At 60.4% G+C, this 12,339-nt stretch carries 17 protein-coding genes and 1 tRNA gene; 11 read left to right on the top strand and 7 right to left on the bottom strand.

Annotation, left to right across the window (positions count from 1 at the left end; translation table 11 throughout):
- Window positions 1-156: 156 nt before the first annotated feature.
- The 3 genes from AC1RZR_RS10725 to AC1RZR_RS10715 all read right to left on the bottom strand — a co-directional run bounded on the left by AC1RZR_RS10725 (window position 157) and on the right by AC1RZR_RS10715 (window position 1,246).
- Window positions 157-339, bottom strand: a complete 183-nt coding sequence (locus tag AC1RZR_RS10725; protein WP_481828486.1) for a hypothetical protein — start codon at window positions 337-339, stop codon at window positions 157-159.
- Between the two features lie 21 nt (window positions 340-360).
- Window positions 361-621, bottom strand: coding sequence for a hypothetical protein (locus AC1RZR_RS10720; protein ID WP_481828485.1), 261 nt, complete (start codon window positions 619-621; stop codon window positions 361-363).
- A gap of 349 nt (window positions 622-970) precedes the next feature.
- Window positions 971-1,246, bottom strand: coding sequence for a hypothetical protein (locus AC1RZR_RS10715; RefSeq protein WP_481828484.1), 276 nt, complete (start codon window positions 1,244-1,246; stop codon window positions 971-973).
- A gap of 317 nt (window positions 1,247-1,563) precedes the next feature.
- Here AC1RZR_RS10715 and AC1RZR_RS10710 point away from each other — a divergent pair, with 317 nt between their 5' ends.
- The 5 genes from AC1RZR_RS10710 to AC1RZR_RS10690 all read left to right on the top strand — a co-directional run bounded on the left by AC1RZR_RS10710 (window position 1,564) and on the right by AC1RZR_RS10690 (window position 6,170).
- The gene (locus AC1RZR_RS10710; protein WP_481828483.1) at window positions 1,564-1,920 is read left to right on the top strand and encodes a hypothetical protein; all 357 of its coding nucleotides are present in this window, start codon (window positions 1,564-1,566) and stop codon (window positions 1,918-1,920) included.
- A gap of 496 nt (window positions 1,921-2,416) precedes the next feature.
- Window positions 2,417-2,662 (top strand): hypothetical protein, encoded by a 246-nt coding sequence (locus AC1RZR_RS10705; protein WP_481828482.1) that lies wholly within the window; start codon window positions 2,417-2,419, stop codon window positions 2,660-2,662.
- A 1,021-nt stretch (window positions 2,663-3,683) separates the two neighbouring features.
- Window positions 3,684-4,112 (top strand): hypothetical protein, encoded by a 429-nt coding sequence (locus tag AC1RZR_RS10700; protein ID WP_481828481.1) that lies wholly within the window; start codon window positions 3,684-3,686, stop codon window positions 4,110-4,112.
- 619 nt (window positions 4,113-4,731) lie between these two features.
- Window positions 4,732-5,376, top strand: a complete 645-nt coding sequence (locus AC1RZR_RS10695) for a hypothetical protein (RefSeq protein ID WP_379102868.1) — start codon at window positions 4,732-4,734, stop codon at window positions 5,374-5,376.
- Window positions 5,377-5,948: 572 nt separating this feature from the next.
- Window positions 5,949-6,170 (top strand): hypothetical protein, encoded by a 222-nt coding sequence (locus AC1RZR_RS10690; RefSeq protein ID WP_481828480.1) that lies wholly within the window; start codon window positions 5,949-5,951, stop codon window positions 6,168-6,170.
- A gap of 346 nt (window positions 6,171-6,516) precedes the next feature.
- Here AC1RZR_RS10690 and AC1RZR_RS10685 read toward each other — a convergent pair whose 3' ends face one another.
- On the bottom strand, window positions 6,517-6,720 hold the full coding sequence (locus AC1RZR_RS10685) for a hypothetical protein (protein ID WP_481828479.1): 204 nt from the start codon (window positions 6,718-6,720) through the stop codon (window positions 6,517-6,519).
- Between the two features lie 194 nt (window positions 6,721-6,914).
- Between AC1RZR_RS10685 and AC1RZR_RS10680 the strand changes: the two genes are divergently transcribed.
- Window positions 6,915-7,208, top strand: a complete 294-nt coding sequence (locus AC1RZR_RS10680) for a hypothetical protein (protein WP_481828478.1) — start codon at window positions 6,915-6,917, stop codon at window positions 7,206-7,208.
- The gene (locus AC1RZR_RS10675; RefSeq protein ID WP_481828477.1) at window positions 7,205-7,333 is read left to right on the top strand and encodes a hypothetical protein; all 129 of its coding nucleotides are present in this window, start codon (window positions 7,205-7,207) and stop codon (window positions 7,331-7,333) included. Before AC1RZR_RS10680 ends, AC1RZR_RS10675 begins: the two co-directional genes overlap by 4 nt.
- A gap of 306 nt (window positions 7,334-7,639) precedes the next feature.
- Here AC1RZR_RS10675 and AC1RZR_RS10670 read toward each other — a convergent pair.
- Window positions 7,640-7,729 (bottom strand) — tRNA-Ser (locus AC1RZR_RS10670).
- Between the two features lie 367 nt (window positions 7,730-8,096).
- Between AC1RZR_RS10670 and AC1RZR_RS10665 the strand changes: the two genes are divergently transcribed.
- The 4 genes from AC1RZR_RS10665 (at window position 8,097) to AC1RZR_RS10650 (ending at window position 11,452) form a co-directional block, all read left to right on the top strand.
- Window positions 8,097-8,801: a hypothetical protein gene (locus AC1RZR_RS10665; protein WP_481828476.1), complete on the top strand. Its 705-nt coding sequence runs from the start codon at window positions 8,097-8,099 to the stop codon at window positions 8,799-8,801.
- A 383-nt stretch (window positions 8,802-9,184) separates the two neighbouring features.
- Window positions 9,185-9,508 (top strand): hypothetical protein, encoded by a 324-nt coding sequence (locus AC1RZR_RS10660; RefSeq protein WP_477277827.1) that lies wholly within the window; start codon window positions 9,185-9,187, stop codon window positions 9,506-9,508.
- Window positions 9,509-9,587: 79 nt separating this feature from the next.
- On the top strand, window positions 9,588-10,250 hold the full coding sequence (gene msrA, locus AC1RZR_RS10655) for a peptide-methionine (S)-S-oxide reductase MsrA (protein ID WP_481828475.1): 663 nt from the start codon (window positions 9,588-9,590) through the stop codon (window positions 10,248-10,250).
- 212 nt (window positions 10,251-10,462) lie between these two features.
- Window positions 10,463-11,452, top strand: coding sequence for a BMP family lipoprotein (locus AC1RZR_RS10650; protein ID WP_477277831.1), 990 nt, complete (start codon window positions 10,463-10,465; stop codon window positions 11,450-11,452).
- Window positions 11,453-11,516: 64 nt separating this feature from the next.
- On the opposite strand, the gene AC1RZR_RS10645 is transcribed toward AC1RZR_RS10650, so the two are convergent.
- Both AC1RZR_RS10645 and AC1RZR_RS10640 read right to left on the bottom strand, forming a co-directional pair.
- Window positions 11,517-11,915 carry a hypothetical protein gene (locus tag AC1RZR_RS10645; protein ID WP_481828474.1) on the bottom strand — a complete coding sequence of 133 codons (399 nt, stop codon included), beginning with the start codon at window positions 11,913-11,915 and terminating at the stop codon, window positions 11,517-11,519.
- 25 nt (window positions 11,916-11,940) lie between these two features.
- Window positions 11,941-12,147 carry a SlyX family protein gene (locus AC1RZR_RS10640; RefSeq protein ID WP_123151274.1) on the bottom strand — a complete coding sequence of 69 codons (207 nt, stop codon included), beginning with the start codon at window positions 12,145-12,147 and terminating at the stop codon, window positions 11,941-11,943.
- Window positions 12,148-12,339: the final 192 nt, after the last annotated feature.

The raw sequence follows: 12,339 nt of genomic DNA, 5'->3' as shown, positions 1-12,339 counted from the left end.
GTTCCTTGTCGAGCACGAGGCCGCGCTCGCTGCCCGGGGACATAGTTGCCGCAGCGGGGAATTGTGGAGGGGTGGCCGGAAGGCCGCGACGAATGACCGGGATGGAGAGGGTCACAATCTCAGCCACCGCGGCGTCGCCGACCGTGGCGTGCGGCCCTACGACTGATGCCGCATGAGCGCGTTTGCTTCAGCCAACGTGGCCAGCGCTTGCTCGACTTTCTGCGCCGAGGCGTCCGTGCGCTCGATGTGCCGCAGCGTTTGCTGCGTCAGCATCGCAAGCCTTGCGGCGCGATAGACGTTGCCGTTTCTCGCAGTTTCAAGGTCGAAGGTCGCGATCATCTTGGACAGCAATCCCAAAAATCATGGTGCATTGGAATTGGAACGTGCTGACGGATCGATCGTCGCCAGGCGCTCCCTGGCCTCGATCACACGCCGCTGAGCGGCTCTTATCCTCCCGCAGAGCGCGATATTGATCCCGACTCCGCAGTCTTCGTCCAGCATTTCCTTGGCGCGCGTGAGGGCGAGTTCCGCCCGCTTGACGCGCTGTCTGGCCTTGGCCAGTTCCAAAATCACGAGATCGGCCATCGCGCCGCGTCCGTTGTGCTCCAGGGTGTACATCATGCAGTGCTAACTCATGACGGAGCGGTTCGTTCCCCTGAGGCCGGGCACCGAGATCACGAATATGATCCTTCGTTGCGACGAACCCCTCAACGGAGATCGCCTTTCCCCATGACCATGAGATCACGCTGGCGGGCTTTCTATTGCGCTGCAGTCAGGACGAGCGTGCGCTCTCTCGCCTCAGTTCGTTTCAGGCAGTGTTCTGGAATATCTGGCCACGTCGCTTGGCGCACTCTTTCTCAGTGCCGAAACAGTTTCGCCGGGCTGCTCGCGGCTTGGGTAGTGGTGGATAACGTGAAGAGCACTGTCTGAGTTATGAGAGCCGCAACGGCGGCGACTTGGATTAGGACTTCTACTCGGCCTCGCGGCAGAACCACCGCTCGCGTTTCAACATGTCGATCAGGGTCTGACCTGGGACACGGTAGAATCGTGGAGTGGAGTTGTGGCTAACACTGCAGTCCAAGAACGCCACAACTTGGCGGGATAAGAGACCACCGATCACTGCAATCGCAGCAACAATCTTCACCCAGGGTTTGGGTGCGAAGGGCGGGAGGGTGCCACGCGAGAATTGCCATTCGACATCGATGCAGATGCCGTGATTGCAGTCGGCCGGTATCTTGATGATCACGCGAAGACCACCGCAGTTTCGATATCAGAAGCGCTCCGTGTAATCAGGCGTCGCATCACCACAGCTCGGGTCGGCGATATGTGGCTGGAGGAACTGATTGTAGAAAGCGCCGCAGCCAGAAAGCTTGCCCTCTTGTTGGACAACCACAATTAAGGGGCGTCGGCAAGCTTCGTATTCCTAGCAAGAACACAGGCTGGCGCCAGGGCGCGCGGGACGCTTCCCCGGTGTTAGGACAGCGGCCGGCGGAAACGCGCGCTGGCGAGGCTCTTGGGGTCGCGCTAATATAAGCTCCATCGGGAGGACTAGGGACCTATGTAATGGTCTGGACATTGAAGGGGCGAAGCGCTCTCGGGTTGGGCGCTGTCATCGCCGCGGCTTGCGATTTCGGACTGCCCTCGGCATCGGCACATGATGACTGGTACGAAAAACAGTGCTGCCATGACGAGCATTGCGAGCCGATCGCAAATGGCACCGTTCAGGAAACAAGCAAGGGCTTCAAGGTGCCGTCCGGCGAGTTGCTGCCTTACGCCGACGGCAGGGTGCGTCAGTCACACGACATGCGTTTCCATTGGTGCCATGCCCCAAAAGCAACGGCTGCAAACCGGTATCATAACCGCTTACCACACGGCCTTGACATTACGATCTGCCTGTACGTGCCGCGGAAGTCATTCTGACACTAACCTCTATGCCGCTCTCGCCTGCCGTAAACCCAACCCTCACGCCACGGCCCCATGCAGCCAGCTTATGAATTCCGGGACATTCGCCTCTGTTAGGCGAGAAATCTGGCGGAGAGAGCGGGAAACGCAGATTGCATAATAACGACAATTATTTCAATGGCTTATGTCGTGCCCGTGCCGGAAGTTTGTAGCAGACAATGGGTCCAATTTTGTAGCGGATACACGACCACCTACCGTTGGATTGATGTGCTGGCGCCCCTGTGGAAAACTCAACGAGTTATCCCCAGCTTGCGCGGGAAACAGCATCGCTTTGCGCCTGGGCAGCAACCGACTGCTATGTAGCGGCACTAGAGATCCGTGTGCGGCCTTCCGACATGCAAGTTCTAAGTCGGGCCGCTGCGAGACGTGGACGACCACGAAAAAATAAAATCCACGCGCGATTTTTCGCCTCTCAAATCAGACCGATCTCTTTTTCGACAACGCTGCCGAGCTATTGGCCGGACCTTACAAGATCGCTTTGACCTTCGCGCGGCATACAGGCTCCGACTACGAATATGCGATCTCGACCGATGGCGGCACGGCGGCGACGGCGACGGCGACGGTCACCTATGCGCCATTCTCGGCAGTGGACACGATCACGCTGTTCCATGATGGCGATGACAACGTCTACGTGCTCGACAATTCGCACGTTCGATCGATTACGCTCTATCCAGCCAAGCTGCCGGCGCTGACGGCCTAGCCTCGGTCACTATGACTTTTTTGATAGACCCGAGTGCCAGGATCGATCATTGTTGACATAGCAGCATCGCCTCTAACGGTGCTGCATGTTGGGGGTGACCCAATCGGCCCGCGCCCCGCTAGCCTTTGAGGGCGCGGCAGCGATCCACGTCAACTTCTTTCTGGATGCCGAACGCTCGTGACGAGCAAGCAGCAGCGGGATAACATCGGCATACGGAGGGCGCGGCATGGGGATACTTCGATCTCAACCGAAGCCAAAGCGGGCTTACCCAAATAGTGACCGCTTCGAGGAAGACGGCCGGCGCGCTTACAGCGTCTACGATGCCGCCAAAGCCGCGAAGGTCGCCAAAGCCGTGAAGTTTGCCAAGGCTATCGACGCTGCCCATGCTGAGGCTACCAAGGGGAGCAAGCCGATCCTCCGCGTTAAACGGCGCCGCCGCGCAATGCTCATAGGTGGTGCCTCACTGGCTGCTGTTTTGGGCCTCTTAATGTATTTGATCGGGGCGGGCTAAACCCGGCCCAAGCAAGGCCAGACGGGCCGCCCACGCGACAGCGCAGTGAGGTCCAGGCATCATCCAAACTAGGCGGTTGAGTTCATTCGCCGAGTGATTATGCTTCGGTGCCGGATATCCAGGCGCAACGGAAATGCGTTTAGTGTCAGCCGCATTCATTGTCTTGGCTAGTAGCCAGATGGCTACTGCGGCCGATGAAGCCCTTCTTGTTCCCAACGCCGAGGGTGGGCAACCTTGGATCGAGTTTGGGGGCCAGACCGGCCCCGTCCTTGGGACATTTTCAGATCAACCCGCTTCTTGCTGGAATGGCGCGTACTGGCGCACCAATCAAGGTACTTTTGTTAGTTGTGAGTATGGGGTCACGTTCCGCATTGCAGGAGACGTACGCCCCCCAGACAAAGGGATCAAAAGACTCTCGATCATCGGCGTGCGTAAACCAGCTGACTCGCGAGAAAAAGAAACAGATGAACCTCCGCCGATGAGATGGATTCCGCAGGGTAAGGAGGGGATATGACCCAAGAGCCGAAGACCGAAGCAAGCCCCCCGATTTTCGATGAAAAGCTCGAGGATCGAAGGGAGCGCCTTCATGGTTTCAAGACAGACGTTACCGCAAAACTAAGTGACATTGTTCGATTCATAGGCCTCGGCCTGATTGCTGTCTTCTACACCATCAAGACCGGGCCCACCTACGGCTCATTTGTCCATTGGCAGATCGCACTTCTATATTTCGTAGCTCTATGTGGCGTAGGTTCCATTCTGCTGGACTATGTCCAGTATGCGAGCAACTACGTCAGCGTTGATGCGGCTTTGAAACGGTCGTCCCTGCGCTACGATCGAGAGTCCGCATCCTATCGACGGGCCGAACTTGCGTTCGCCTGGAAGCAGCGTCTTACCTTAGCCGGGGCTCTAGCGCTGATCGCCTTAGTGGTGCTGACGTAAGGGTGCGGCCCCCCTTGGGAGCGCGTCCGGGAACACGCCGGACCGCCACCCAAGGGCATGAAGCGGCCAGCGACACAGTGGGTCAAGCCGGGTCTCATTGGCCGGGTAAAGCACTTGCGAGGCGAAGAAGATCTGCGCCACGCCTCACTGCAGGATTTCAGGGAAGAGTAAGGTCGGCGCGCGTGCCGCTGCTCCCGCCGTCGCTGTTACATCCGCAGTCGACGGCGGGACTTATCCCCGCTGGCTCCGGCCGGCGGGCTTTTTTGTTTCGGGCGATCGCCGATGGCGCCCTAGAATAGTCCGGTGGTAAGCCGCTTGTGGGTGCACTAGTTTCGCGGTTCAAACATTAGCACATTCCTCGGTGCTCGTCCGTGACCGTTGACCCAACCCATCCGCCGGTCGCTGCTGGTTGATCCCAGCACTCTGCCTGACTTGGCCCGCTGCCGAAAGGTGGCGGGTTTTTCAGCACTTTGATTTAGATATTAGAGATGTCTGATATAAACCAGAAGGCCTCTTTCGAGGAATGCTCTGCCGTTGAGGACCCAAGAAGCTCGGCCTGTCGTTATTGTAGTCGCACAGCCAATTCGTGGCTGTCGAGGCAACGCAACAGGAGTGTATCATGAAGAATTTCGTGAAGACCTTCGCCAGGACGCTGGCTAGCGGCGCATTCGTTATTGCATTGTCGCTTCCAGTGACAGCGGATGGCATTGGCGTCGGCGCCGGTGCCTCTGTGGGTGGAAGCGGCGGTGTGAACGCTGGTGTTGGTGCATCGATCGGTGGATCAGGTGGTATCGGGGTCGGCGCAGGAGCTTCCGTCGGTGGCAGCGGCGGCATTAACGCCGGAGCCGGCGCCAACGTCGGCGGATCAAGCGGCGTCAGCGCAGGGCTCGGCGCTTCGGTCGGAGGCAGCGAGGGCATCAATGCCGGGGCCGGCGCAAATGTTGGTGGGGCCGGTGGCGTCACTGCTGGGCTTGGCGCCAATGTTGGCGGGACGGGCGGCGTCACCGCCGGTGTCGGTGCGACTATCGGAGGCGCCGGTGGCGTCGGCGCGGGGGTAGGCACCGGCGTTGGCACCGATCCAACCAATCCCACGAACCAAAGCAACGCGCCCAACGCCAGCACCGCAAGGCTGACAAGTGTCGTCGCCGACATGTCGGACAGCCAGGTGGCGCGGATGAAGAAGCGCTGTGTGGACGTGCTGAACAGCTCCGGTTCTTATGACCGCGACCTCCGGCAGCTTTGCCTGATGATCGCGCGCCGTTAGCTGGTCGATCATATGTCAGAACAGCCCGCCCCGGCTTCATCCGTGGCGGGCTTTTCTATTGGATCAACCAACCTCCAGCCGCGCCGTTTGTGTCGGGCGCTGCCGGAAACTTGCACACAGGTCCTTCCGGCCCTGCATTTGCCCGCTGCTTCCCCCCGAGGCAGCGGGCTTTGCTTTTGGCCGCGACCGTGGCAAGGCTGCATTTCGCGAGCTACTAGCGGCCCAGCGGTCAGGGCGGGGGTTGGGATGATTTGACCACTGGGCCTAACCGGCAAAGGAGAGGGTGCCGGCTGGCGAATTTGTACGCCGTTCTCGCCTCATTGGTAATTTGGCTAAAAGGGCACCCCCATCCGGCCATCAGTAGGCAGATATCCCCGAAGTTATGCACAGGTAGTCCCCATTAGTGAAGCGGAAGGAGTCCGCTCAACGACAAGCGCACCTTTTGCGTCTAATATTATCGCGGGCTTAATTGCCCCTCCAACGTTAGCCCGTTGCCATGATCCTTCAGGCAGCGGGCTTTTTGCGGATTGGAGGCGCTTCTCGTTTGCGCGCTATCTTTACGGGAGAACGTGATGCGCGCTCTGCCACGCAATATTGATGCTGATGCGGTGCTGGCTATTGGGCGAATGCTCGATGATCACTCGAAGATGGCTTCCGTCTCTCTCGCGGATGCTCTGAAAGAGATCCGAAAAGACCATCACACACAGCTCAGCGATTGCGACCTGGAAGAGTTGGTGATCGAAATGGCCAAGTCTCGCGGCCTCGCAGTCCTGCTCGATCGGCGGGCGGTATAATCGCCGCTTCGCTCGCGCGCTTTTGGCAAAACGAAAATGGCCCCGGCGCTGGGTCGATGCGCTAGCCGCTTCTATCGCCAAGCAGCGACCATTACAGAGCGCTCCAGCGTACCCACGAAGCGCTCTTGAAGACGGTCGGGACATCACCCGGAAGGATGCGCCGTTCATTCAATGGTTCGGGACAGGACCGGTGCGGCCCCCTACGGCTGGGTAGCGCAGGACTTCAGTCTTGGTCCCGCCAATAGGATTAGTTGCGCAGTTACTAATATGCCCATAATTTAATCAGCGCAGGGGACAGTCAAACCTTTGCGGTCCGCCACCCCAAAGAGCCCAACCGCACCGGCCATTACTCTATGGCGCGCTGGCTACTTGCGCACGATCCACTCCAGCAAGCCGGATCAATGTCATCGCTGCCGGTAAAGTCGGCGATCAAAAGCGCGGCGTGCGCCCGCCATTGGTCTTCATCGTCGGGCGTCTTCGAGACGCCGCATTGGCGCACCTTCGGCGAGATCTCCTCGACCCGCACCTTGTCGCCGATCTGTTTGGCCATCGCGAAGGCCTTTGCTTTGTCTTTTGGTGGTCAGCACCGTGAAGCGGTCGAGGCCTGCCGGGCGACGCAATGGAACATTAGAGGCTTCTAATAGTTCTTTAATCAGCAGGGGCAAACCAACACCCCAAGCAAGACGACGCTTTTAGCGGTTGTGCTCAATTGCGCTTAATCGCACCCAAACCGGGAGAAATATCATGCAACGGCTTATTTTCACATCAGTTGTAATCGCTTTGTCGGCTGGCCTGTCGTTGTCACAAGCCGCCACACCCGTTCAATATAAACACGGTATCAGAACGAATTATGGTGCGGCCGGCGGCATGAAGCTTGACCCCACCATAACGGGCGACACATCGAAACCGAATGCGGCAAAAGATTGTGCCACCGGCCAGCAGACTGGCAGTGCACAGTCCTCCGCGCCTGGTCAGGCGCCAGTCGACGCGAAGGGCGCCGCCCCTGGCCAGATGGAAAAGACAGCTGCGCCCTGTTGAAACCATCGCCGCGCAAAGCCGTCGGCCGTGACCGCCGGCCGGTGTTCTTCACGGTCATTCCCGAATACGAAGGGATACAGGCGAAGCGCAACCTCGACTGGAAGCTGACGTTCGACAAGCGCTAGCGCAACAGGAGATAGCCGCCCATGCCAGCGAGGCGGTGATGGCGGTGATGTAGAGGAGGGCGATGCTCAACCCTTCTTGCCCAGCTTTTCCGTTAGATCCCTCCCATGGCTGGCACGGACGCGATTGCGCCGAAAAAAATGGCGACGGGAGAATCTGCCGATGATCTGGCTTTCGGTCTGGTCAGAAAAGCGGTGCATAATCCAAGTCTCCTTCGGTTGCATTTTCCTTGGGAAAGGCATTGGGAAGGAGGGGAGGCAATTGGAGTCGACAAATACCTACAAAATCAGCCTGTTATTCGAGAAATCTGGCGGAGAGAGCGGGATTCGAACCCGCGTTACGGTCTCCCGTAAACACACTTTCCAGGCGTGCGCCTTCAACCACTCGGCCACCTCTCCGTCCATGCATGTCGCGCCGGCCGGTTTCGCCGCACGGGTTGGGGAGATGCACCTCCCTTGGGGCTGCGGTGCGGAATCTCCACGCCATCGGCGCCGCCAACCAGCGAACGCCCTTCCCCTGCACCTGAGCCGTCGAAGCAACAGGCGCGGGGCTCATCTAGTCGATCCGGCGCCGAATGCCAAGCCATAACGGCAGTCTATTCGCTTTGCCGGCCACACAGCGTTTCGCGAGGCTGCCGGCGCCCCGTTTTGAGGCGCCGCCATCCGAATGATGTGCACAGGCAAGGCCGCAAGGCCGGCAGCGCTTGACTTCGCCCGGGGTCGCCTGTCGAGTGGCGGAAAGGCTTTGCGGGGGCATCGTCCGGACATGACATCGAGCAATGGACAGACGCCAGCCAGACGGCCGGACAGCGGCCTGTCCTTCGTGCCGCCGGGCTGGCTCGTCTTCGTCATGGCGTGGTCGGTCTACGGCCTGATATCCGCCTGGCGGCTGGTCGGCGACTACGACCTGCCGGGCAGCGTCTTCTATCTCATCTATGGCGGGCTCGCCGTCGACATCATCACCATCCTGTGGGGGCTTTATCTGCTCGGCCTCGCCTTCGGCCGCTCGGCACGGTTTCCGCGCCATTTCACCATCTGGCAGATCGCCACCATCATCTGGCTGCTGGCCAGGCAGGCCTATGTGCTCACGGTGCCCGACTTCGTCTTCTCAGGGCAAGGGCTTGTCGTCACCGGCGCGGAAATCGCCATCGGCCTTCTCTGCATCTATCTGCTGCGCCGTGGTTCCGAAGCCGAGACCGCCTATGCCAATCCGGCGACCGAAAGCCCGCCCGTCCTGGTTTCGGTCATCGCCGCCCTGCTCGGCATCGTCCTCGGCGCGGTCATCGGCGCCGCGGGCGGGTTCTTCGCCGGCTCGGTGATTGCGGATGCCACCGATATGAGCTGCTTCGAGGGTGCCTGCGGCTATTTTGCCCTGTTCATCGGGCTTGCCGGTCTGGTCGTCGGCGCCATCGCCGGCGGCCTTTTCGCCGTCTGGCGCGTCCATCGGCGCAAACGCAAGCCGGTCGCGTAGGCCAGGCTTCAAATTCGCGCAGGGGCAACGAACCCGGGTTAGGGAGTTCCTTCGGAGCCTTCGCCGACGCTTTGGTTGACGAAGCATCAAACGAAAAACCCGCCTGTGCGGCGGGTCACTGGCGCAGGTCAGCACCGTGGACGAATATATAGCATAGCTGCCCTCACCCTGTCAAGAATAAATTCCTATCGAACGGACCAGCGGAACAAAGCTGCCGACGCCGCTGGACTGGCCGTCATCAGGCCTTTTTTGTTCACCTGAGTTCGGAGCCCTGCAAATTCGCGTATGGCGATTGCGAACCAGGCATGCGCATTCTATCTCTCATGCTGGAACCGGAAGGCCCTCGGGAGGAGCTTGAGGACTGGCCGGAGGAAGGTCCCCTAATGTTTCGCTTGGTCTTTCGTCTTGCCGCGATGGTCTCGCTGTCGATTTCCGTCATCATGGCGGTGCTCGACGCGACGCGCACCGTGGCGGCTTCGGCGTTGGTGCTGACCCCGCTCAACACCAGCTGGCTGGCCGTCTCGCCGGACACGCGGGCCGCCTTCGAAAGCTTCGTGCGAATCAAGGCCAGCCCGTTGCTGTGGGACATCGCCATCGCCTGGGTGCTCAACCAGCCGGGCTTCGCCGTGTTCGCGGTGCTGGCCTTCCTGCTTTATGCGATCGGCTACAGGCGGCAACGACGCACGGGCCAGTTCGCCGCGACCTAGAGCACTTCCAGGAAAAGTGTGAAGCGGTTTTTCTGGAATTGCGTCAAAACAGAGAGATAGAGCAGAGGGAAGACCGCGCATGTTCTTTCTCAGCGACATGCTGAACAAGAAGCTCAATCTGCCGAAGCCATCCGAGGCGTTGCCGGGCCGCGCCCGGGCAATCCCGACGACATCCAGGCACCATGTGCTGAAAAAGCCGCTCAAGGGTCCCTATCCCGAGGGGCTGGAGACGGCGATGTTCGGACTCGGCTGCTTCTGGGGCGCGGAGCGGCTGTTCTGGCAGCTCGATGGCGTCTGGGTCACCGCGGTCGGCTATGCCGGCGGCTTAACGCCCAACCCGACCTATCAGGAAACCTGCACCGGCCTCACCGGCCATGCCGAAGTGGTGCTGGTCGTCCACGACCCCAAGATCGTCTCCTATCCAGCACTTCTGAAGCTGTTTTGGGAAAGCCACGATCCGACGCAAGGCATGCGCCAGGGCAATGATGTCGGCACCACCTACCGCTCCGCGATCTACACGCTCAGCGATGCGCAATTGCAGGCGGCGCGCGCCTCGCGCGATGTCTATCAGGCCGCCCTGCGCGGTGCCGGCCATGGCAAGATCACCACCGAGATCGCGCCGGCATCCGAATTCTACTTCGCCGAAGGCGACCACCAGCAATATCTGGCGAAGAACCCTTACGGCTACTGCAACCTCAAAGGCACCGGCATCGCTTGCGTCATCCCGGCTGCCGCCGCCTGAAGCCTTTGGCGCAACGATCAAGCCGCGGCGCGGCTTGCCCGCGCCATGCTTTTCCAAAAGGTCAAAATTCCGCGTGAATTTTGTTTCGGGTCGTGCCAGATTGCCGCCGAGCGGGAGGGGAGTACACTCCTGGCTGACGTCGCATGCCTGCCGGAGAACCGGGCCGGCAGGCGGTGCGTAACGGAAAAAATAACCGACAGGGTGTGGATCACATGAAACGTATCGTTCTCGGCCTCCTGGCCGCAACCGCAATGGTTCTTCCGGCTTTCGCCGCGGATGTCCAGCCGGCCATCCTCTATGATCTCGGCGGCAAGTTCGACAAATCCTTCAACGAGGCTGCCTATCATGGCGCCGAGAAGTTCAAGACCGAGACCGGCACGGCCTACGTCGAATTCGAGGTCTCCAACGCCTCGCAGCGCGAGCAGGCGCTGCGCCGTTTCGCCGAGGACGGCCGCAACCCGATCGTCATGGCCGGTTTCGCCTGGGAGGATGCGCTGAAGAAGGTCGCGGCCGAATATCCTGACCTCAACTTCGCCATCATCGACGACGCCGTCGATTTGCCCAATGTCCGCTCGCTGGTATTCAAGGAGAATGAAGGCTCCTACCTCGTCGGCATCCTGGCGGCGATGGCGTCCAAGTCGAAGAAGGTCTCCTTCATCGGCGGCATGGACATCCCGCTGATCCGCAAGTTCGAATGCGGCTATGTCGGCGGCGCCAAGTCGGCCGGTGCGACCGACGTGATCCAGAACATGACCGGCGACACGCCGGCTGCCTGGAACGACCCGGCCAAGGGCGGCGAGATCGCCAAGACACAGATCGATCAGGGCTCCGACGTGGTCTACGCCGCGGCCGGCGGCACCGGCGTCGGTGTGCTGCAGGCGGCGGCGGATGCCGGCAAGCTTGGCATCGGCGTCGATTCCAACCAGAACGGCCTGCAGCCCGGCAAAGTGCTGACCTCGATGATGAAGCGCGTCGACGTTGCCGTCTACAACGCCTTCATGGACGGCAAGAACGGTACCTTCAAGGGCGGCCTGCAAAATCTCGGCCTCAAGGAGGGCGGCGTCGACTACGCCATGGACGACAACAACAAGGCGCTGGTCACCGACGAGATGAAAGCCGCCGTCGAAAAGGCCAAGGCAGACATCATCTCCGGCAAGATCGAGGTGCACGACTACACCACCGACAACGCTTGCCCCTATTGAGCGGCACGGACATTCAACCATATCTGCAAACCGCCGGGCGCAAGCCCGGCGGTTTTGCGTTGGCCTATGATTTGCCCGCCAGATAGCCCAACACGAAGGCCATGATCAGCCCGACGGCAACGGCAAATCCACGCCGGCCGCCAAGCGTATGCAGGCCGACGCCGTGCGGTCGCTGCGTCAGGCTTCGGATCACCGTCGGCGATTTGCCATCGTTGCCGGCCAGGCCAGAGCTGCGCATCTGCGGCAGCTCGGCAATGCGCTGGGTGATCTCCGTCCAACGCTCTTCGCCGCCCGCCGGCTCAGTGCGGTCGAACATGTGCATGCGTTCGGCAAGTTGCACCACCGCGTCGCGGAAGGCAGGGTCGATCTCCAGGTCGCGCTCGGCCCGTTCGCGCTCCATATCGTTCATCAGGCCGAGCACATAGTCGCCGGCGCGCGCGATGCGATCGCTTTCACTGGCCATGGCTTGCGCCCTCCCCCTCTTTCCCTCACCAGTGCGGCGGCTTGGTTACAGGCACGTCAGGTGCTGCTTGCTCCTCCAGCGCCAGGAAGCGATCGGTCAGCGCGTCGAGCTTGCGCTGCATGCGCTCGATTACCTTCCACTGCTCGGCGATCTGGCCGGACAGTTCCTCGATGGTCTTCTCCTGTTCGGCGGCGCGGATCTCCAGCGTCGTCAGCCGGTCGGCGGGCATGATCATGTAAAAATCCCCAGTCTTGCACCGCAATGCCTTGCGCCGCGATACCAATTTCGGCTTCGCCAGTTTAGCGAATGTGAAGGCCCCGGCCACGTTGGAAATTGACAAGCGCACCGGGATTTGTCGAGAGTGACCAATGCTCCGCCAATTGGCACGGACGGAGTGTCATGCTAGGCGTTTTGACCAAGCGAT

It is taken from the genome of Mesorhizobium bavaricum (assembly GCF_056781655.1).
This window is presented reverse-complemented; position numbering and strand designations above follow the sequence as displayed.